17 protein-coding genes, 4 tRNA genes and 1 pseudogene are annotated in these 20,590 nt (G+C 71.6%); 12 read left to right on the top strand and 10 right to left on the bottom strand.

What is annotated here, in order from left to right:
• The first annotated feature begins 90 nt into the window (after window positions 1–90).
• The 3 genes from IO40_RS0112290 (at window position 91) to IO40_RS0112280 (ending at window position 3,130) form a co-directional block, all read left to right on the top strand.
• A complete protein-coding gene (locus tag IO40_RS0112290) occupies window positions 91–951 on the top strand; it encodes a DsbA family protein (protein WP_031175417.1) in 861 nt (286 codons plus the stop codon).
• On the top strand, window positions 951–1,793 hold the full coding sequence (locus IO40_RS0112285) for a cytochrome c biogenesis CcdA family protein (RefSeq protein ID WP_031175416.1): 843 nt from the start codon (window positions 951–953) through the stop codon (window positions 1,791–1,793). Before IO40_RS0112290 ends, IO40_RS0112285 begins: the two co-directional genes overlap by 1 nt.
• A 224-nt stretch (window positions 1,794–2,017) precedes the next feature.
• Window positions 2,018–3,130, top strand: a complete 1,113-nt coding sequence (locus IO40_RS0112280; RefSeq protein ID WP_016471845.1) for a hypothetical protein — start codon at window positions 2,018–2,020, stop codon at window positions 3,128–3,130.
• A gap of 21 nt (window positions 3,131–3,151) precedes the next feature.
• Here the strand turns inward: IO40_RS0112280 and IO40_RS0112275 are convergent, their stop codons facing one another.
• From IO40_RS0112275 to IO40_RS0112250, 6 genes are all read right to left on the bottom strand, one after another.
• On the bottom strand, window positions 3,152–3,808 hold the full coding sequence (locus IO40_RS0112275; RefSeq protein ID WP_016471844.1) for a response regulator: 657 nt from the start codon (window positions 3,806–3,808) through the stop codon (window positions 3,152–3,154).
• The gene (locus IO40_RS33485; RefSeq protein WP_234336592.1) at window positions 3,805–5,535 is read right to left on the bottom strand and encodes a sensor histidine kinase; all 1,731 of its coding nucleotides are present in this window, start codon (window positions 5,533–5,535) and stop codon (window positions 3,805–3,807) included. Before IO40_RS33485 ends, IO40_RS0112275 begins: the two co-directional genes overlap by 4 nt.
• Window positions 5,536–5,686: 151 nt before the next feature.
• Window positions 5,687–5,760 (bottom strand) — tRNA-Phe (locus tag IO40_RS0112265).
• A gap of 4 nt (window positions 5,761–5,764) precedes the next feature.
• A tRNA-Asp gene (locus tag IO40_RS0112260) sits at window positions 5,765–5,839 on the bottom strand.
• A 234-nt stretch (window positions 5,840–6,073) separates the two neighbouring features.
• Window positions 6,074–6,149: transfer RNA gene (locus IO40_RS0112255), tRNA-Glu, on the bottom strand.
• Window positions 6,150–6,261: 112 nt separating this feature from the next.
• Window positions 6,262–7,902, bottom strand: coding sequence for a metallophosphoesterase family protein (locus tag IO40_RS0112250; protein WP_033229844.1), 1,641 nt, complete (start codon window positions 7,900–7,902; stop codon window positions 6,262–6,264).
• Between the two features lie 250 nt (window positions 7,903–8,152).
• Here IO40_RS0112250 and IO40_RS0112245 point away from each other — a divergent pair, with 250 nt between their 5' ends.
• The 4 genes from IO40_RS0112245 to IO40_RS0112230 all read left to right on the top strand — a co-directional run bounded on the left by IO40_RS0112245 (window position 8,153) and on the right by IO40_RS0112230 (window position 12,248).
• A complete protein-coding gene (locus IO40_RS0112245; protein ID WP_030407719.1) occupies window positions 8,153–8,518 on the top strand; it encodes a metallopeptidase family protein in 366 nt (121 codons plus the stop codon).
• A 215-nt stretch (window positions 8,519–8,733) separates the two neighbouring features.
• A complete protein-coding gene (locus IO40_RS34825) occupies window positions 8,734–9,450 on the top strand; it encodes a hypothetical protein (RefSeq protein WP_051719316.1) in 717 nt (238 codons plus the stop codon).
• A 346-nt stretch (window positions 9,451–9,796) separates the two neighbouring features.
• Window positions 9,797–12,034, top strand: coding sequence for a DEAD/DEAH box helicase (locus tag IO40_RS0112235; RefSeq protein ID WP_031175413.1), 2,238 nt, complete (start codon window positions 9,797–9,799; stop codon window positions 12,032–12,034).
• A 141-nt stretch (window positions 12,035–12,175) separates the two neighbouring features.
• Window positions 12,176–12,248: transfer RNA gene (locus IO40_RS0112230), tRNA-Lys, on the top strand.
• Window positions 12,249–12,433: 185 nt separating this feature from the next.
• On the opposite strand, the pseudogene IO40_RS38755 reads toward IO40_RS0112230, so the two are convergent.
• Window positions 12,434–13,038: pseudogene (locus IO40_RS38755) on the bottom strand (tyrosine-type recombinase/integrase); the annotation flags it as partial.
• 644 nt (window positions 13,039–13,682) lie between these two features.
• On the opposite strand from IO40_RS38755, the gene IO40_RS0112215 reads away from it, so the two are divergent.
• Entirely contained in the window at window positions 13,683–14,225 is a 543-nt protein-coding gene (locus IO40_RS0112215) for an NUDIX hydrolase (RefSeq protein ID WP_016471814.1), read from the top strand.
• Here IO40_RS0112215 and IO40_RS0112210 read toward each other — a convergent pair.
• Complete coding sequence (locus IO40_RS0112210) at window positions 14,222–15,541, bottom strand: NsdA family TPR-like regulatory protein (RefSeq protein WP_016471813.1); 1,320 nt, start codon at window positions 15,539–15,541, stop codon at window positions 14,222–14,224. The two genes, IO40_RS0112215 and IO40_RS0112210, sit on opposite strands and share 4 nt — an antisense overlap.
• A gap of 199 nt (window positions 15,542–15,740) precedes the next feature.
• Here IO40_RS0112210 and IO40_RS0112205 point away from each other — a divergent pair, with 199 nt between their 5' ends.
• From IO40_RS0112205 to IO40_RS0112190, 3 genes are all read left to right on the top strand, one after another.
• Window positions 15,741–16,193: an ATP-binding protein gene (locus IO40_RS0112205; RefSeq protein WP_016471812.1), complete on the top strand. Its 453-nt coding sequence runs from the start codon at window positions 15,741–15,743 to the stop codon at window positions 16,191–16,193.
• A gap of 324 nt (window positions 16,194–16,517) precedes the next feature.
• Complete coding sequence (locus IO40_RS0112195; protein ID WP_031175410.1) at window positions 16,518–17,612, top strand: radical SAM protein; 1,095 nt, start codon at window positions 16,518–16,520, stop codon at window positions 17,610–17,612.
• Between the two features lie 26 nt (window positions 17,613–17,638).
• Complete coding sequence (locus IO40_RS0112190; RefSeq protein WP_031175409.1) at window positions 17,639–18,238, top strand: class IV adenylate cyclase; 600 nt, start codon at window positions 17,639–17,641, stop codon at window positions 18,236–18,238.
• Here IO40_RS0112190 and IO40_RS0112185 read toward each other — a convergent pair.
• On the bottom strand, window positions 18,194–19,147 hold the full coding sequence (locus IO40_RS0112185; RefSeq protein ID WP_016471808.1) for a helix-turn-helix domain-containing protein: 954 nt from the start codon (window positions 19,145–19,147) through the stop codon (window positions 18,194–18,196). The genes IO40_RS0112190 and IO40_RS0112185 overlap by 45 nt on opposite strands.
• Window positions 19,148–19,385: 238 nt before the next feature.
• Window positions 19,386–19,556, bottom strand: a complete 171-nt coding sequence (locus IO40_RS37590) for a hypothetical protein (RefSeq protein WP_157846435.1) — start codon at window positions 19,554–19,556, stop codon at window positions 19,386–19,388.
• A gap of 201 nt (window positions 19,557–19,757) precedes the next feature.
• Here IO40_RS37590 and IO40_RS0112180 point away from each other — a divergent pair, with 201 nt between their 5' ends.
• Window positions 19,758–20,273 carry a hypothetical protein gene (locus tag IO40_RS0112180; RefSeq protein WP_063830994.1) on the top strand — a complete coding sequence of 172 codons (516 nt, stop codon included), beginning with the start codon at window positions 19,758–19,760 and terminating at the stop codon, window positions 20,271–20,273.
• Window positions 20,274–20,590: the final 317 nt, after the last annotated feature.

Raw genomic sequence — 20,590 nt, 5'->3', positions numbered from 1 at the left:
CGCCCGGAGCGGAGCGCACGCGTACGCGCCTACGGCTCCGCACCGGAACCGCGCACTCACCCTCCGTACGACAGCACAGGAGACGTCCGTATGCCCACTTCCTCCCGCTCTTCCACCCGTTCCTCCTCATCCTCGTCCGCAGCTTCCGGACGCCCGCGCAAGGGAGTCCTCATCGGTGTGCTGATCGCCGTCGTGGCGCTGCTGGCCGGGTGGCTGTCCCAGTACGCCGTTTCGGGGAACTCCTCCGACAACGGCGGCTCGGGCTCGCACTCGGCCTCCGGGAACGCCACGGAAGAGGACCGCTCCGAGAACACGGCCGCCGGCGACCCGGCACTGCTCAAGCTGGCCCGGCGCGACGCCGACGACCCGTTCGCGCGCGGCGACGCCGACGCGCCCGTCGTGATGATCGAGTACGCCGACTTCGGCTGCTCGTTCTGCGGCAAGTTCGCCCGCGACACCGAACCGAAACTGGTCGACAAGTACGTGAAGAAGGGCGTGCTGCGCATCGAGTGGCGCAACTTCCCCGTCTTCGGCGCCGGTTCCGAGCGCGCCGCCCTCGCCGGCTGGGCGGCCGGTGAACAGGGCCGCTTCTGGCAGTTCTACGAGGCCGTCTACGCGGACAAGGGCAACGAGAAGAACTCCTTCACCGACGCCCACCTGCACGAGATCGCCCGCGAGGCGGGCGTCAAGGACCTCGACCGCTTCGACCGCGACCGGGCGAGCAAGGCCGCCGAGAAGCTGCTGGACAAGGACCGCACCGAGGCGTACGGGCTCGGCGCCGCCGCCACCCCCGCCTTCCTCGTCAACGGCCGGCCGATCGCCGGCGCCCAGCCCGACAAGGTCTTCACCGACACGATCGAGCAGGCCGCGGCGGCGGCCGAGAAGACCGGCAAGGGTGACAAGGCCGGCAAGGATGACGCGAAGTCCGGCAAGGACGCGGAGCAGGACTGATGGAGGTCGGATACGTGGCCGCCTTCCTCGGCGGCCTGCTCGCCCTGCTCAGCCCGTGCAGCGCCCTGCTGCTGCCCGCGTTCTTCGCCTACTCCATCGACTCGGCCGGCCGGCTGATCGCCCGCACGGGCATCTTCTACCTGGGACTGGCCACCACCCTGGTGCCGCTCGGGGCGGCCGGCTCCTTCGCCGGCCGGCTCTTCTACGGCCACCGCGACCTGCTCGTCACGGTGGGCGGCTGGCTGATCATCGCGCTCGGCGTCGCCCAGATCGTGGGGCTCGGCTTCGCACCGCGCCGCCTCGCCGAGGCGTCCGGCCGCATCCGTCCCACCACCGCCCTGTCCGTCTACGCCCTGGGCGCCGTCTACGGGCTGGCCGGGTTCTGCGCCGGACCCATCCTCGGCAGCGTGCTGACGGTCGCCGCCGTGCACGGCAACCCCGTCTACGGCGGAGTGCTGCTGGCGGTGTACGCACTCGGCATGGCCGTCCCGCTGTTCGTGCTGGCGCTGCTGTGGGACCGCTTCGACCTGGGGCGGCGCCGCTGGCTGCGGGGGCGGGAGCTGCGCCTCGGCCGGTTGCGGCTGCACACCACCTCCCTGCTGTCGGGCCTGTTCTTCGTCCTGCTCGGGGTGCTCTTCCTCGCCTTCGACGGCGCGGCCGGGCTGCCCGGGCTCACCGATGTGGACGGCGCGTTCGCGGCCGAGAACTGGGCCCGCCGGGTGGGGGACGCCGTACCGGACGCGGTGCTGCTGGCCGTCCTGCTGGTGGCGGCGGGTGCCGTGGCGCTCGTCGCCCTGGTACGGGGCCGCCGGGCCACCCGGGCGGACCGCACCGACACCTGACGGCGCCGCTCCCCGGGGCGGGGCGCCCGCCTCGGGGACCGGGGACGGGTGAGCTTCGGCGGGCTTGGGCGGGCTTCGGCGGGCTTCGGCGGGCTTCGGCGGGCTTGAGCGGGATTCGTCGGGCTTCGGCGGGCTTGAGCGGGATTCGGCGGGGCACTCGCAGGGGTGTTCCGCCCGCCGGGGCCCGCCGGAAATGCGCACTATGCCCGCTTAGTGTGGTGCGCATGAGCGAGGAACCCGAGTGGTCCGAGCGCCGCGCGGACCCGGAACCGTCGAACCGCCCCCACGGCAGGCACGGCGCCAGGCGCAGCCCCGGCGACCTGTGGCGGGACTTCAAGAACTCGCCGTTCCTCCCCGCCACCGTCCTGGTGCTGATCGTCTCCGCGGGGGCCGGCCTCTTCGCCGGTTCGTACACGTACGCGATGGCGAATCCGACACCGCACCACCTCCCCGTCGCCGTCGTCGGCAAGCCGCAGAGCGCGCAGGACCGCAGTGCGTTCGTCGCCGGGATGGAGAAAGCGCTCGGCTCCTCACTCCGCCTGCGGCACTACGACAGCCGGCGGCAGGCGGAGCAGGCCATCGAGGCCCAGCAGGTGTTCGCGATCATGCGCGTGGAGCGGCCCAAGGGCGTCGAGCTGGACATCTCCAGCGCCTCGGGAGCCTCCGTCGCCCAACTCCTCCAGCAGGCGGGCCCGCAGGTTGGCAAGAAGATCGACGTCCCCGTCCGGGTGAAGGACCTCAAACCGCTGGACAAGGGCGACCCGCGCGGCCTGGCGATCTTCTACATCTCCCTGGCCGCAGTGATCATCGGCTTCATCGGCGCCATCCAGATGAGCGTCCACGCCCGGCGCCTCAACCCGCCCGAGAGAATCGCCTTCACCCTCGCCTACGCCCTGCTGGGCGGATTCGTCATCGCCGCCGTCGTCGACTGGGGGCTGGGCGCCCTGAATCTGCCCTTCGCACACTCCTGGCTGATCCTGGCCCTGACGATGTTCACCAGCGGCATGGTCTTCACCATGTTCAACACCCTCATCGGCCGCTGGGCCATGCTGCCGACCTGGGGCGTGATGGTGCTGCTGGGCAACCCCTCCTCCGGCGGCGCCGTCTCCTGGCCGCTGCTGCCGTCGGCGCTGGGTGAGATCGGCCGCTGGCTGCCGCCCGGCGCCTCGGTGAACGCCCAGCACACGGCCGTCTACTTCCCCGAGCACCAATTGCTCCAGCCGTACCTGGTCCTCGCCGCCTGGGCCCTGGTCTCCTGCGCCGTCTTCTGGATCTGGCGCCACCGCCACCCCGGGGGCCGCGACCGTACGGCGGCACACGCGGCGGCCCCCGGCTGAGCGGGCCCGGCCGCCCCTCCGTCAGCCGCCGGGGGTCACCAGCCCCTCCTCGTAGGCGAAGACCACCGCCTGCGTACGGTCCCGAAGCCCCAGCTTGACCAGCACCCGCCCCACATGCGTCTTGACGGTCGACTCCGCGACGACGAGCCGCGCGGCGATCTCACTGTTGGACAGGCCCTGCGCGACCAGCGCGAGGACTTCGTTCTCCCGCTCCGTGAGGTCCTTGATCCGCTCATGGGTACGGGTCCGCGAGGGCCCCAGCCGGGAGAACTCCGCCAGCAGCCGCCGGGTGACCGTCGGCGCCAGCAGCGCCTCGCCGCCCGCCACCACACGCACCCCGTCGGCCAGCCGTTCCGCCGAGGCGTCCTTGAGCAGGAAGCCGCTGGCACCGGCCCGCAACGCCCGGTAGACGTACTCGTCCAGGTCGTAGGTGGTCAGGATCAGCACCTTGGCACCGCTGTCGGCGGCCACGATCTCGCGGGTCGCGTCCAGCCCGTTCATGCGGGGCATCCGCACGTCCATCAGCACCACGTCCGGCCGCAGCGCGGCGACCTGCGCCACCGCCTCCACCCCGTCCTCGGCCTCCCCGACGACCTCGATGCCGGGCATGGCCCCGAGCAGTACGGAGAAACCCTCGCGGACCATGGCCTGGTCGTCGGCGATCAGCACCCGGATCACGCCACGCCCTCCTTGCCGGGACCGGCGTCCTTGCCGAGCCGGACGGTGGGGCTCTCGCCACTGGTGCCGCCCGGGGCTGGCTCGTCCGACTTGCCGGGCCTTCCCGATGTGCCGGGCCTATCCGGCGTTCCGGGCCTCTCCGGCGGCGCGGTCGCGGCGGACGCAGTGGTGGTCCCAGCCGCACTGGAGGCCCCATCCGGGCCGGGGACAGGGGCGTCGGGTGCACCACCCGCACCGGTCACACCAGCCGTGCTGGACGCATCACCCGGGCCGGAGGTACCTCCCGCACCGGTCGCACCAGCTGTGCTGGACGCACCGCCCGGGCCGGAGGCACCACCCGCACCCGACACATCACCCGCACCCGAGGCCCCAATCGCACCCGAGGCACCACCCGCACCGGCCTCCGCCTCCCCCGGCGGTTCCACGGGAAGGAAGGCGCTGACCTCGTAACCGCCGTCCTCGGTCGGCCCCGCCGTCATCGCGCCGCCCAGCACCTGGACCCGCTCCCGCATGCCGAGCACCCCGTGCCCGGCGCCTGGTGAGGGGGTGGCGGGCCGCTCGGGCCTGCCGTTGACCACGCGCAGCCCCAGGCCGCCCAGCACGTAGGCGACCTCGACGCGCGCCGGGGCACCGGGCGAGTGCCGCAGCGCGTTGCTGAGCGCCTCCTGGACCAGCCGGTACGCGGACAGCTCCACCCCCTGCGGCAGCGGCCGTACCGCGCCGATGACCACGGCCTCCGCCTCCAGCCCCGTGGCCCGCACGCTCTCGATCAGCGCGTCCAGGTCGGCGAGGGTGGGCTGCGGTGCCTCGGGGGCGGTGTCCCCGAACGGGTCGGGCTCGCCGGAGCGCACCACGCCGAGTATGCGGCGCAGCTCGGCGAGGGCCGCGACGGCGTTCTCCCGGATGGTGGCGAACGAGGTGGCCAGCTCGGGCGGCGTCTGTGCCACCCGGTACGGTGCCGCCTCCGCCTGGATGGCGATCACGGACATGTGGTGGGCGACCACGTCGTGCAGCTCGCGGGCGATGATGGCGCGCTCCTCCAGCACGGTGCGCTGGGCCCGCTCCCGCTCCTTGTCCGACTCCGTCTCCACCACGTGCTGGCGCTCCTGGCGCCAGGCCACGACGGCCGCCGCGGCAACCAGCACCACGGCGGAGACCGCCGCGACCTGGGGGAGGGCGCGCTGGCTGGGCAGCAGCACCGCCGTCAGCAGCAGCCCGCTGCCGAAGGAGACCGCCCACATCTCGCCGGCCAGCCGGGGCCGGGTGCGCAGCACCACGACCACCATCACCAACAGATGGCACAACAGGCCCAACGCCGCCCACAGATCGTCGTACAGCAGCGACAGCAGCAGTCCGCCGTACGAGATCCAGTAGGCACCCACCGGCCGCACCAGGGTGAGCGCGATCGGTGCCGCGTTCAGGAAGCACAGGACGAGCGGCACCAGGGCGTACACGGACGAGACGTCCGGGTTCTTGCCGACCCCGATCAGGAAGACGAGCGCCGAGAGTGCCACCAGGAGCACGTGGGGCGTCCACCTGAGCCGACTGCGCACCCCGGCCGGCAGCCGCCGCAGCGGCCCGTCCGCCCGCGGCTCCGCCCGGGGCGGCAGGGGACGGGCGGCGAAGGCGTCACGGAACAGGTCGTGGCGCACTACCGCGAGGAGGCCGGAGACCGCGGCGGTCTCCGTCGGCATGGCCGCCGATGCGGCACGTGACTGGTCGCTCATGCCGCCACAGTAGGCAGCCGCCGACGCCGTGCCGTCCCCACAGATGCGGATCTGCGGGCGTCCTCCTCAGGTACCACCCACCCCGCCCGGCGGACACGAAGAAGCCCCCTCCGACGCGAATCGAAGGGGGCTCCGCCCTCTCGGGCTGCGGTGGCTGGGGCCGGGGTCGAACCGGCGACCTTCCGCTTTTCAGGCGGACGCTCGTACCAACTGAGCTACCCAGCCGCAGCGGTCCTGACGGGATTTGAACCCGCGGCCTCCACCTTGACAGGGTGGCGAGCACTCCAAACTGCTCCACAGGACCAAGCTTTGTGCGAGCTCCAGTCTCGCACAGTGCGACGTGTGCTCCCAACCGCTTTGCGGAGGGCCTTGTGGGCCTCCCCAGCAGGGGTGACGTCGCCGGAAAAGAGTAACAGACCCGAGGGGCTGTCCCGTACCGGTCGCCGCGGGGCGGGGGAGCGGGGAGGGGTGCACGGAGCCGACAGCACGGAAGCCTCCGACCGGCGCGGAGCGGGTCGGAGGCTTCGGGGTGGTGCGGTGGTGCCCCCAACGGGATTCGAACCCGTGCTACCGCCTTGAAAGGGCGGCGTCCTGGGCCGCTAGACGATGAGGGCGTGCGGCCCGGCCGGGCGCGTGAACAGCGCTTCGGCAGGCGTGGGCAGCATATGGGATGTGCGGACGGTTCGCCAAAACATATTCGGGCGGCAAGGGGCTGCCCCGCCGCCCTCAGCGGCCTGTCGCCGGGCTCGACCGAGTGGCAGTGCCGCTGGGCCCGGCGGGTGACGGCGACGGCGATCCAGCGGGCGACGGCGACCCAGCGGGCGAGGGTGACCCGGACGGTGACGTTGACGGCGAGGCGCCCGGTTCCATGTCCTCCGGGAGGTGGCGGGAGACTTCCGCCTTCGACAGGCCCAGCCCGCCGAGGGTGATCTCGTCCCACGCCTGAAGCCGGTCGGTGTCCCGGTCCAGGTAGAGCACGGACGCCTGCACCTTGTCCGGCTCGGCGCCCTCGACGGCGCGCAGCCCGCTGCCGCCGGTCGAACCCTGGGTCATCAGCCGGGTGCCGTGCGGCAGCATCTCCGTGCGCCGGTTGTGGGTGTGCCCGGCGAGGGCCAGCGGGACCAGGCCGTCGGTCTCCTTGGCGAGCTGCGGGTTGTGGCCGACGGCGATGTCCACGGGGGTGCGGGCCGCGCGCTGGGCCCGCAGCGCTGCGGCCAGCTTGCGGCCCTTCGCCCGTTCCGCCGGGTCGCCCTCGGGGACGACGGACCGGTCGGGGGTGAACTGCGGGTCGCCCCAGCCGGCGATGCGCAGCCCGGCGACGTCGACCGGTTTCCCCTCGTCCAGTACGTGCACCCGCGCCCCGTCCCGGCCGCCCAGTTTCCCGACGGCGCGCTGGGTGGTGGCGGAGTCGTGGTTGCCGCGTACCCACACGTACGGGGCACCCAGGTCGGGGATGGGGTCGAGGAAGCCGTTCTCGGCGGCGGTGCCGTGGTCCATGGTGTCGCCGCTGTCGATGATCACGTCGATGTCGTACTGCTCGACCAGGGAGCGGATGATGTGCCAGGCGGCGGGGTTGAGGTGGATGTCGGAGACGGGCAGCACCCGGGTCGTGGAGGGGTCGGGCTGGTAGGCGGGGAGGGTGGAGGTCGCGTCGTAGAGCTTGGTGACGTTGGTCACCAGGCGGGCCAACTCCTTCTGGTAGACGTCGAACTCGGTGGCGATGCTGCGGGCCGTCCCCACCACCTGCGGGGCGCTGGCCAGCAGTCCGGAGAACTTCGGCTCCAGCACGGACTTCGGGTTCCAGGTGGCCGCCGCGGTGGCGCCGGAGGCCACCAGCAGGGCGAGGGAGAGGCCGCCGGCGGCCAGGGCGGTGCGCGGGCGGCGGTAGACGGCGAGGGCGAGCGCGCAGGAGCCGGTGAGCACCGCGACGGTCGAGCGCAGCCCCAGGTCGAGGGCACCGGACCGGACGTCGCCGGAGATCTCCTCCTCCAGGCCCTCGATCCGCTCGGGGTGGTTGACGAGGGCGGCGGCGCGCTGCTGGTCCAGTTGGTCCACGTCCACGTCCAGCCGCAGCGGCGCGGCGTGACTGCTCAGTTCGAGGGCGCCGAGCGGGGACACGTTCACCTTGGTGCCGCCGGTGAGGGAGGGGCGCAGGGTCATCGTGGTGTCGACCGGGCCGACCGGGGTGCGTACGTTCCCCACGACGAGCAGCCCCAGCCAGGCCCCCAGCAGCGTGACGGCGACCAGTCCGGCCGCCCGTCGCCAGGGGTGCGGGCCGGGCGCGGTCAGCAGGGCGGTGACCCGGGCGACGGCCCGGCGCAACCGGCTCGTCCGTGCCCGCAACGGCGTGCTGCCAACGCTGGCCATGTCGGCCGGTATGCCCCTTGTGCGGCGTCCGTATGCGTGGCGCGTCGTACGGATGGGACGGGATGCGGCGTACGGGTGGGGAGTGGCACGGCGTACGGGTGGGGCACGCACCCGGCCGGCGGTGCGGACGGTCCCGCGGGGACGATCCCCGCCGGGTCTCCGCCGGGTCTCCGCCAGGACTTCGCCGGGACGGGACGGAGGCCGGTGCCGGGGTGGGGCGCCGGGCGGCGGACTGGCCGACAATGGGCGCGTGCTGGAGATGACGCGTGAGGAGTTCGAGGAACTGGTCGCCGAGGCGCTCGACCGGATACCGCCCGAACTGACCAGACTGATGGACAACGTGGCGGTCTTCGTCGAGGACGAACCCGCGGCCGACGACCCCGAACTGCTCGGCCTGTACGAGGGCACACCGCTGACCGAACGCGGCGAGTGGTACGCGGGCGTCCTGCCGGACCGCATCACCGTCTACCGGGGGCCGACACTGCGGTTGGTCGAGCGGGACCACGACGGCAGCCGGGAGGGCGTCGTGGAAGAGGTCGAGATCACCGTCGTCCACGAGATCGCGCACCACTTCGGCATCGACGACGAACGGCTCCACGAGCTGGGCTACGGCTGAGCCGGGGGCGCCGGCTCTGGTGCGCGCGGCTTGCGGGGCCGACACGGCTCCGGGCCCGCGTCGGCTCGGGGCTCGCGGGGCGGGGAAGGAGCGGGGCGCATACGTGGTGCGTGCGCGCTGCACGGGGCGCCGTGCACGCTGTGGGGCGTGACCTGATGGGGTGATGGGGAGTTGGGCACGGCACTTGCCGAAGCCCAGCGCAGGAGGTCCCCGCCGTGCGCCGATCCCGTACCGCCTCCCGTTCTGCTTCCCGTGCCGTCCCCGGCGCGGCGCCCGCGCCCCACGTCGGCCTCCTCGCCCGGACCACCGTCGGCGTGCTGATGTTCGCGGCGGTCTCCTCGCTCAGCGGCTGCATGACGGTGCAGGGCGCCGACGACCCGGGCGAGGGCGGCACCGCACCGGTGGGCAGCCGCAGCGACGACCACGGCAGCGCCGTCGAACCCGACAGCGGCCCCGGCGGCACCGGACACCGCGAGGGCGACCGCGGCGACGGCCGTGGCGGCAAGGACCGCGACGGCCGCGGGCGCGACGGCGACGACCGGGACGGCAAGGGCGGCAAGCACGGGAAACACGGCAAGCACGGCAAAAGCGGCAAGAGCGGCAAGGGTGACGACGAGCACGGCGGGGACCGGGACGGCGACGGCCGTGACGACGGCGACGAGGGATCGGCGGCGTCCGGCGGCTCCGGCTCGACCGGCTCGTCCCCCGGCGGCGACCGGCCGCCCCGGCCCGGCCCGACCGGCGGCGTGGGCGGTACGGGCGGTGCCGGAGGCCCCGGCGGGGGCAGTGGCGGCGGTTCCGGCTCCCCGACGGCCCCGCCCAGCCCCACCCCCAGCAAGCCCGACCCGGACCCGGAACCGACCCGGACCACCGCCGCGCCCGGCGGCCCGGACAGCACCTTCTCCCGCCGTACCCAGCCCTATCCGACGTGAGCAGCGGCCCGCTGCGGCCCGTCGCCGCCCTCCGCCGCCCACCCGCTGCTCGTCCGCCGGACGGGTCCCCGGAGGGTTCGCCGACGGGCCGTCGTCCGGGGCGGTCCGGTGAGGTGCCCGGCCGGTACCGTTGGTCGGTGCGCGGGTGGCTTCGGGGGCTCGTTTGCAAGCCGGTGTGCGGGCCGCGTATGCTGGTAGATCGTTTGATCCCATTTGCCCGGCGCCATCTCACAGCGCGCCGTGTGGCGCGTTCTCTCCTGCCGTGGCTGACCGCATCGAGGCGGTTTCTTGCGTGTTCACGGAGTTATGGGCGCGTGCCAGTGACTCCGGAAGGTTCGCATCACGCATGTCCGTCACCCTCTCTGAAACCGTCGAGCCCATGCCGACGGAACCCACCGACGACGCGGTCGTCACCGACGAAGCGGTCGCCGAGACCGTCGAGGCCGCCGTGGTCGGCGTCATCACCGATGACGTCGACGCGGACGCCGGCATCGACGCCGAAGACAGCGCCGCCGAAGCCGACGCCGACACCGAGTCCGGCTCGGACTCCGACGCCGACGAGGCGGGGATCACGTTCGCCGACCTCGGGCTGCCCGAGGCCGTCGTGCGGAAGCTCGCCCAGAACGGTGTGACCACGCCGTTCCCCATCCAGGCCGCCACCATCCCCGACGCGCTCGCCGGCAAGGACGTGCTCGGCCGGGGCCGCACCGGCTCCGGCAAGACCCTCTCCTTCGGCCTGCCGCTCCTCGCCCGGCTCAGCGGTGGCCGCACCGCGCGCAAGCGGCCCCGCGGCGTCATCCTCACCCCCACCCGTGAGCTGGCCATGCAGGTCTCCGACGCGCTCCAGCCGTACGGCGACACCCTCGGCCTCAAGCTCAAGGTCGTGTGCGGCGGCACCTCCATGGCCAACCAGATCACCGCGCTGGAGCGGGGCGTCGACATCCTCGTCGCCACTCCGGGCCGGCTGCGCGACCTGATCACCCGCGGCTCCTGCTCCCTCGACGACGTCGAGACCGCGATCCTCGACGAGGCCGACCAGATGGCCGACCTGGGCTTCCTGCCCGAGGTCACCGAACTGCTCGACCTCGTGCCCGAGGGCGGCCAGCGGATGCTCTTCTCCGCGACGATGGAGAAGGAGATCGACTCGCTGGTCCGGCGCTACCTCGTCGACCCCGTCTCGCACGAGGTGGACGCGGCCCAGGGCGCGGTCACGACGATGACGCACCACGTCCTCGTCGTGAAGCCGCGCGACAAGGCCCCGGTGACCGCCGCGATCGCCGCCCGCAAGGGCCGCACGATCATCTTCGTCCGCACCCAGCTCGGCGCCGACCGGGTCGCCGAGCAGCTCCGCGAGTCCGGCGTACGGGCCGACGCGCTGCACGGCGGCATGACCCAGGGCGCCCGCACCCGCACCCTTGAGGACTTCAAGGGCGGCAAGGTCAACGTGCTGGTCGCCACGGACGTCGCGGCCCGCGGCATCCACGTCGACGGCATCGACCTCGTCCTGAACGTCGACCCCGCCGGCGACCACAAGGACTACCTGCACCGCTCCGGCCGCACCGCGCGGGCCGGCCGGTCCGGGACCGTCGTCTCGCTGGCCCTGCCCCACCAGCGGAGGCAGATCTTCCGCCTGATGGAGGACGCCGGCGTCGACGCCTCGCGGCACATCATCGGCCGCGGCGACGTCTTCGACGAGGATGTGGCCCGTATCACCGGCGCCCGTTCCCTGACCGAGGTCCAGGCGGAGTCCGCGGCCAACGCCGCCCGCCAGGCGGAGCGCGAGGCCAAGCAGCTCAGCCGGCAGCTGGAGAAGCTCCAGCGCCGCGCCGCCGAGCTCCGCGAGGAAGCCACCCTCCTGACCGCGCGCGCCGCCCGCGAGCGCGGAGAGGACCCGGAGGCCGCCGTCGCGGCAGCCGCCGAGGCCGAGGCCGCCCAGGCAGCGGAAGAGGCCCGCGCGGAAGCCGAGCGCGAGGCGAAGGCCGAGGCGGAACGCCGCGAGCGGGAGCGCGCCGAGCGCGACCGTCCCGGCCGCCCCCCGTACGGCCGGGACCGCAACCGCGGTGACCGCCCCCACGGGCGCGACCGCGACCGCGACGACCGCCCGTACGGCCGCGACCGGGACCGCGACCGCGACCGGGATCGTGGGGACCGTCGTTCCTTCGACCGGGGCAACGACCGCTCCGGCGCCCGCCGCGACCGTGACGACCGCCCGTACGGCCGTGACGACCGCTCCTACGGCCGCGACCGTGACGACCGTTCCTACGGCCGGGACCGGGACGACCGCTCGTACGGCCGGGACCGGGATCGTGACCGCGACCGTGACCGGCGCGACGGTGGCCGGGACGGTGCCCGTGGCGGCTACCGCCGCGACGACGTACGCCGCGACCGTGAGCGCCGCGACGGCGGGGAGCGCCCCTTCCGCCGCGAGGGCTTCCGGAATGGCGACCGCCCCTTCAACCGCGACCGGCGCGACGACCGCCGCCCCCAGGGCCGTACCGGTGAGCAGCGCGCCAACTACGGCCGCGGCGCGCCCCGTACCCCCGACCGCCGGGCCGACAAGCCCCGCTGGAAGCGCAACGGCTGACAAGCCCCCGGCCACGGCCCTCGTCGAGGGCCGTGGCCCCCTCCGCCGCCCGCCGAAAGCGTGCCCGAACACAGCCCCGAAGGCATGCAACCCGGAATGCCTTCGAACCCCGCGCGACCCGCGGGCTATGCTGCTCGGTGCGGGCCGTTAGCTCAATTGGCAGAGCAGTGGACTTTTAATCCATTGGTTGTGGGTTCGAGTCCCACACGGCCTACTGCCAGCAGGGAGGGTTCGGCCCTCTGACCTGCGAGGGAGCGCCCGGACCGAGACGATCGGTCCGGGCGCTCCGGCGTTTCGGGGCGCTGTGCGTGAGCGATGCATGAGCGGATGTGCCAGCACGTCGGCGGGCGGACCGGGAGATTGCGGGGAGAACGAGCGGCTGGACGCCAGGTCCCGGCGCTATTCGTCGCCGTGTGCCTCGTCCGCCGACCGTGCGCGGGGGATCAGACGTACGCCTGCCTCGGCGGCGCTGCGATCGACCTCTGGGAGCAGGCTCGTGTACGTGTCCGAGGTGAGCAGGATGGTGGAGTGGCGCAACGTTTTCTTGATCGTGTGGAGATCACCGCCGCCTGCATGGACGAGTGTGGCTGCCACGTGACGGAGATCACGAAAGGTGATGGGGGGTAGGTCGGTGCTCGCGAGGATGCGGCGGAGCGCCTCCGATGCTGTTTCGGGGTGAAGGCTGAGCCGTCCTCGTTGGTGAAGACCTCGCCGGTCTCCTGCCAAGCGGGGCCCGCTGCTTCGCGCTCAGCCTGCTGCCGCGCTCGGTGTGCGCGGAGGACGGCGACGTTGACGCTGTCGAGTGCGATCGTCGCTGCACTGCCGTCAGTCTTGGGGTCGTCCTCGTACGGGTCCCACCCGTGGACCGTGATGGCCCTGGCAGGCGTGATTCGCGCCTCCAGGTCGACGTACTCCCACTCCTGACCGACACCTTCGCCGCGCCGCAGGCCGCGCGTGCCGCACAGGTGGAAGAGGGCGTAGAGCCGGTCACCTTCGGCCGCGTCTGGCCGCGGCCCGCTGGCACGAAGAGCGCCACCATCAACAGCAGGCCATCGCCGCGCGACAAGCCCTTGCGCCTCTTCGGGGCGTCTACGAGCAAGCCGCAGCAGCACCCCTGAGCGCGCTCGCCGGACGCAAGCCCCCACGCCCAACGGCGGCCCGCCATGCGGACCCACATACGTCAGACCGTCCCCGAACACGCGGATCAAATCATCAACAGCCCGGCTTGGGACGCTCTGACGGCCGCGCTCACCGACGCCCAAACCGCCGGCCACGATCCCGGCCGCCTTCTCCGGCAAACCGCCGACCAACGCACCCTGAACGACGCACACTCCCCCGCCAAGGTCCTGGCCTGGCGCATCCACCGTATGAGCCGACGCCCCGCACCGAGCCCCCGCGCACGAGCCGCCCAAGCGCGCAGTACAGCGGCCACACGTCGTGTCGCGCGCCCGGAGACGACGCCCTCGACCCCTCTCCCCGCCACCGGGTCTGCCCACCGGCGACATCGATAGAGCCAGCACCGAGAGGCTGGGATGGCGGTGTCTTTCGGCCAGATCTTCGCAGGCTGTCGCGAAGTCGCAGGCTTTGCAGACGGCTTCTCGTCGCAGTGACATGCTGGAGTGACGCAGGCGAGAGGGGACATCGACTCATGCGGTGGACAGTGCATGGTGAGCGCCAGATTTACAGCAACCCGTGGGTCAACCTGTGGCTCGTGGACGTCCAGCAGCCCGACGGCCGACGCTGGGAACACCACGTGGTCAAGATGCGGCACCTGGCGGTGGCGGCCGTGGTGGACGAGCAGAAGCGAGTGCTGATGCTGTGGCGGCACCGCTTCATCACGGACACCTGGGGCTGGGAACTGCCCATGGGACTGATCGAGGCCGACGAGACTCCGGAACAGGCTGCCGCCCGCGAGGTGGAGGAGGAGACCGGCTGGCGGGTGGATGGCATGAAGCCGTTGGTGTACGCGCAGCCCGCGAACGGGATCACGGACTCCGAGCACTACGTCTTCCGCGCCGACGGTGCTACCTACGCCGGCCCGCCGACCGAACTGAACGAGACGGACCGCATCGAGTGGATACCGATCTCGGAGATCCGCGGAATGATCGACCGCCGTGAGGTCGTCAGCAGCGGCAGTCTGGTGGGGCTGCTGTACCTGCTCCTGGACGAGGCGACCGGCGCCGCTGGCTAGCCAAGAACCTCGCGCATCTTCTGCTCGAACATGATCACCGGCGTCTCCCGCGCGTAGGGGGCCAGGCGCCGGTGGAACTCCCGAACATGTCCGGCTACCCGAGGCGAGTCGAGGGAGGCGGTCAAGTCGAGTGCCATGCCGGCGCTCTCGCATGACGCGTCCAGGTTGCCCTGCTGGAGTTGGGCGGTGGCCAGCCAGAAGGCGTGGAAGGCCCGGCCGCGCTGTTGCGCGCCGGACTCGCGGCGCAGGCCCTCGGCGATGAGGGGTTCGGCTCGTGCGGACTCTCCGAGGCGCGCGAGAGCGATGCCGGTATCGACAATCAGCTTGCTCTCATCAAAGTAGCGAACCCAGGCAGGGGCTTCGGTTTCGCGGCCTCGGGCGAATTCGTAGGCGTCGCGGGAGCGGTCGATTGCTTGGTGGCATGCCATCGAGTCGCCCAGTATGGCCTGCGCGAATGCCTCCCGCATATGGAGCATCGACATCACCAGAGGGTCGTTGCCGGCCGCGCGGGCGGAGTCCTGGGCTTTGCAGGCCAGGGCGACGGCGTCGGTGGGGTTGCCGTCGTAGGTCGCCTGGAGGCTCATGCAGGAGAGCACATTGGCCATGAAGAGGTAGTCGTCCTGGCCCCGGGAGAGCTTGAGTGCCTGCGTGAAGTGGGTGCGCGCGGTGCTGTACTGCCGCGCGTCGAAGTAGGCCCAGCCCGCCAGCCGGGCCAGCTCAGCGGCCAGCGACTGCAGATCGCTACGCAGGGCCTCGTCAGCACCTTTCATCAACAGCGAGACATAGCGCAGGTGCCCCACGACTGCCGGCCGCAGTGAAGCGCCGCCGTGTTCGTCATCTCTGCGCCAGTAGTCCTCGACCGAGGACTGTAGAGCGAAGAGCGTTGACCTGGTGACCTTGCCGTCAGCGAGCGTGAGCAGGTCATCTATGCCGCTCGGCTCACCGGTTGCCGGTGCCGCGCCGCCTTCTTCGGGAAGCGTCACCGGACGGACAGGCTTCTGCTCGACCACGGCTGGGCCATCCGGGATTTCCCAGGGCCTGTGTGCCAGCCCGAGCATCGCTCCTGGGATGCGCAGGCCGTCCGCGACGCGCTCGATCACATCGATGTGGGCCAGGCTTCTGCGCCCGGACATGATTTCCCCTACACGGCTGGGTGTCATCCCGCAGAGCGCGGCGATCCGCGAGGGGTAGATTCCCGCCTTCTTCTTGGCGAGCTGGAAGATCTGGGAGAAGTCGCGCTCTCGACAGACACGCCTGAACTCAGGGCTCGCCACTAACTCGGGTGGTAGCCCCGGATAGGGCTGCGGTGCGGACACGTGCGCTCCCCCGGCCGTCTCGGCAGCGGCGTACTGGGCGGGTGGTCAGCCGTCACAGATATTACCCACGTTGGGTAATCACTGTGACCTGATCCCGTGATGGCCTCGCGCGGTGCAGTAGTCCCCCAGCTACCCGCGACGAGGGGACGCGACGCACACGATGGCCTCGCATAACCAAGAAACCAGCCAGACATGGCACATGCAGTTCGCCTCGACTGCCCGGTGCGTCTCGCTTGTGCGCACCCAGGTGGAACGGGTGCTCCGCGAGTGGGGACACGCCCCCAGCGGTATCGAAACCGCCGTACTGGTGGCCAGCGAACTGGCAACAAACGCCGTAGTACACGGCCACTTCCCCAGCCACCTCTTCGAGGTCGGAATGACCTCGGCGGACGACATCTGCCTCATCGAGGTGTCCGACAGCAGCCCCCGTCCGCCAGAAGCGTTGAAGGCCGGCATCAACGACGAGAGCGGGCGCGGCCTCCAGCTCGTGAGAACCGTTGCTCTGTGCACAGGGCAACGGCCGCGCCGTCCCGTCGGCAAAACCGTGTGGGCCAAGGTGCGGATGTCGAAGCCGCATAGCCGTGTGGCGGCGCCGGCACGACTCCATGCCACCAGCCGGGGCGCCGAAGCCGTCGAGGGGAGAGTGCCGTGATGCGCGTCATCGGCCGTTATGCCGGCCTCATCTTCATCATCGGCATCAGCGCTTCATGCGGCCTCGTGGTCGGCCTCGCAGTCGCCACAGCGCCCTCCCCCTGAACCGGTCCGTCCCGGATGCGTGCCCGCACCCGGCGGGACGGCTCCCCGTGCCCACCCGGGGACGGACCACCCGCCCGGCCGTCTACGAGCCGAGCTCGACGGCCGGGAGGGATCAACAGCGCTCACACCCCACTCACCAGCCCCTTGCCCGCGCCCGCGGACGCCTGCGCGCACCAAGGACTTCCGCGAAGGCAGCGCGACCAACAAGAGAGGTCACCTCGTGATCAAGCATCCCGCCTTAGCCGACGTTGACCACGCAGTCCCCGTCGTGGTGACGACCGACCGGACACTCCGCGTCAAGGTCATCGACTCGTGCGGCATGACCTGCACCTTCTGCCACAACGAGGGCACCCCCGTAGGTGTGGACAACCGCGGCCACCAGGCCGGAGCCTTCGCCCCCACCGGACCGTCGGGACGCGTCTCCATCTACGCCGCCACGAACGGTTCTCGCTTCCTGAGCGCTCCCGTCCTCCCCGACGAAGCCTTCCGCCACGCACTGACTCGGCTACGCAAAGCCCTCGACTTCGACGAGGTCCACCTGACAGGGGGCGAGCCGACCCTCCACCCTCGGCTACCGCAGCTCGTCGCGACGGCGAAAGAATGCGGCTACGAGGTGAGCGTCACCTCCAACGGAGAAAACGGCCGCCGGGTGCTGGCCGACTGCGCCCGCGCCGGCCTCGACCACGTCAACTTCTCCGTCTTCGGCACCACCCCCGAAGAGCTCTCCCAAGTCCAGCACAGCCGCTACCGCAAATCCGCCCTCGCCCAGCGCAAGATCGACGCACTCAACGAGTCGGTCCGACTCGCCATGGACGTCGGCATCGGCACCCGCGCCAACGTAGTCCTGCCGCACCGCAGCCACGTCCCACGTGTGCACCGCCTGCTCAACAAATACTCCGACAACCTCTCCGTACGCGTGCTCTCCTCCCTGGCCGACGGCGAACGGTCACTCCAGGCCATCGACCTTCTGCTGAGCGAGCTCCAAGCTGAACTGGAAGAAGTGCGCCTGATCGCCGGCACTTCCGGCTTCCGCATGGCCTACCGCTTGCCGACTGGCCGAGAGCTGATCGTCAAGCACATCCGCCCGCTACGGTTGCCGGATACGTGCACCGACTGCCGCTTCAACAACCCGACCGACTGCGAAGAGGGCTACTACGGCGTACGCCTCTACCGCGACACCGCAGGCGAATTTCACGTCGGAGTGTGCATACAGCGCATGGACCTCTGCCTCCCCGTGGAAGAGTTCGTCGCAGGCGAGGCATGCGCCGAGGTCGCCCATCTGCGCCAGGCCGACTTCCACAACCTGACCGCGTAAGTACCACTCCCAGGAGCCCACCAGCGATGCCCCAGAACGAGTACGAGGCCAAGTTCCTCAACATCGACGTCGACGCCGTCCGCGACCAGCTCCGTGCCGCCGGTGCCGAGCTCGTCTTCGGCAAGACCATGTTCACCCGGCTGATCTTCGAGAACGACGCCGTCCAAGGCGAACAGTGGCTCCGCCTCCGCGACGAAGGCGGCAAGACCACCCTCACCCTCAAGCAGGTAAGCGACGCCACCACCATCAACGGCACCACCGAGATCGAGATCGAGGTCGACGACCTCGACAAGGCCGCCGAACTCCTCAAGGCCACCGGCCTCCGCCAAGTCCGGTACCAGCAGAACTACCGCGAGGAGTGGCAGCTCGGCGACATCAAGTACGACCTCGACACCTGGCCCGACCTGCCCACCTTCATCGAGATCGAAGGCCCCTCCGAAGACGCCGTCCGCAAAGCCGTCGCCGACCTCGGCTTCGACTACGAGCAGGCCCGCTACGGCAGCATCGACCTCATCTACAAGAGTGAGCTTGGGCGCGACATTCTCGTCGAGCCGACGCTCTTGTTCGGAGACAACACCCACTCAGCACACCCAACGGCAGCATCTGCAGGGCCTGGACTCGGCTAGGAGGCAAGCTTTGTCCGGGCGCTGTAGGCCGCGTCGAGGATCTCCCAGGGTCTCGGCCAGCCTCTGGGCGTGCTGGAGATGGCGTTCGGCCTCTCTTCCGCCCCCACGGGCTTCGTTCAGTGCGGCTTTGAGGTGGAACGAGCCGGCCAGCGACAGCTCTTGCGGAGACCCCGGCCGGCCGAGGGCAGTGAGCGCGCTGTCGATGATGTCCGCCGCGTCGTCGTGCTCACCGATACCCAGGAACTCCCCGGCCTCGTACCAACGTGCGGCAATGATCCGCAGAGGGTCTTCCGTTCGCTCGGCCGACCACAGCACGCGCTCGGTGGCCAGCGTCGCGTCGGACACCCGCCCCAGCTTGTACAGGTACTGCATCGCGCACTCGTACACCGAGGTCAACAGCCCGTAGGCCGTACGCCGGCCGTCATCGGCCAGCACGTCGCAGGCAACCTGGACGTCCCGAAGTAGCTGGGGCAGCACCGAAGCGCTGCGTGCCAAAGCAGCCGACTGGCGCAGCGAGTTGGCCTCGGCGACGCGCCGTTGCAGATCCGGCAGGTCCACCGCCGCGGCTTCGGCGTCCGACGGGCGGGTGGGGCGGCCGTGGCGAAGCAGTGCCCGCCTGACGGCTGCGACAGCCGCTGCGGCCTCCTGGCCCGCCCTGTCCCCGTCGGCGGGTGCGTAAGGCTGCCCCGTGATCTCGGTCGGGTGACAGTCCAGAGCGCGGCAGAGCGCGAGGATGACGGAACCCCTGTCCAGCGAACGTCGCCCCTGCTCGAAGCCGCGAATCGCTGCGAGCGAGTACCCGGACTCCTGAGCCAGCCGCTGCTGCGTCCACCGCTTCCTGCGCCGTAGAACCGAAAGCCGTTCTCCGTTGGTCTCGGCGGGGTGTGGGGTGTCAGTGCGGTATGCCATGCCGGCCTCCTCGTTCTGACGCAGACACTCAGCACGGTACGCGTTCCTCGTGCGCGTGGGCGATGCTTGCGGTGCCTACTCCCCGACCGGTCGAGGGCGGTCCTTCTGCGAGTCGCTCGGAGAGCAGGAAGACCCCGGCAAGGTCTTCCACCGCGTGGAGCTTTGACCCGGAGACCCCGGCCGGACCGGGTGCCCGTGAGCCGGATGGGCCGGGGCCCTCAGGGGCCCTCGAAGCGGCTCAGACCGTGGCGTGGCCGAAGCGGCGTGCCCTCACGTCCTTCCTTGTGCACGTCCAGTAGATGTCGCCGTCGATCAGGGCGGTGCCGTGCCATTGGGCGAGGAGTGCCCAGTCGTCGGGGCGGGGCTCTTCCCACGGGTCGGCCCGTGGGGGTTCGGGCTCTCCCGCCATGCGGGCCGCGCGGCAGGCCGACGCCGTGATGGGGGCGTCCTCGCCGTAGGGGTCCGTGGAGTAGCCGTCGAGTTGCAGGTGAGGTCCTTCGAGGGCGGACCGGTCCTCGTACCGGCCGGGGCGCCGCCGGCGCCCGGTGCCGGTGGGGCCGCCGGGAGCGGGTCGTGTTTCCGCGGGGGGGCGGGTGGGAACCGGGGGCGCATGATGCGCAAGGCACTGGCGGGGGTCGTGGCCGGAGCTGCCGGGACGACCGCCCTGAACGCTGTCACCTACATGGACATGGTGCTGCGGGGCCGGGGCGCGAGTTCGGCCCCCGAGCAGCTGGTGGACGAGCTGAGCGACCGTACGGGGGTGCCCGTCCCGGGGGAGGGCGAGACGCGCGAGAACCGCGCCTCCGGTACGGGCGCCGTGCTGGGCATGGTCACCGGAACGGGCGTCGGCATGGTCTACGGCCTCTCCCGGGCGCTCCCGTGGCGCCCGGCGGTACCGCTGGCCGGCCTGCTGACGGGGCTGGCGGCGATGGCCGGGTCCGACGTGCCGATGGCCACGCTGAGGGTCTCCGACCCCCGCACCTGGAAGCCCGCCGACTGGATCGCCGACATCGTGCCGCACCTGACGTACGGGATCGTCACAGCCGCGGTCTACGAGATGCTCGCGCCCGGATGCGGTTGCGGACGCGGTTGCGGATGCGGATGCCGCGCGCCCGGGAGAAGCTGAGGCCGAGGACCGAGGACCGGCCCCGTGAGCGGGCCGGCGACCGGGAGGAGGCGGCGGCGTGGAGAACGAGCGGCGCAAGGACGTGTACCTGCGGCAGTCCGGACGCAAGGAGCCGACCGCCCGCCAGCGGCGACGGCTCGCGAAGAAGGCGGGCCAGGGGAAGGACTGATCTGATCCCGTCACCGTCCGGCGGGGTGGGACGCGGCCACCGTACGGCGGGGTGGGACCCGGGTGGGACGGCTGTGCCCCGTCGGTACGGTCTCGCCTGCCCCGGGGGCCCGGCGTGTGCGCGTGCGCCCGGGGGATGGGGGAGAAGA

Source organism: Streptomyces albus subsp. albus (genome assembly GCF_000725885.1).
Classification (GTDB): domain Bacteria; phylum Actinomycetota; class Actinomycetes; order Streptomycetales; family Streptomycetaceae; genus Streptomyces; species Streptomyces albus.
Note: the sequence above shows the minus strand (reverse complement) of the source record. Positions and strands in the feature narration are given on the sequence as shown.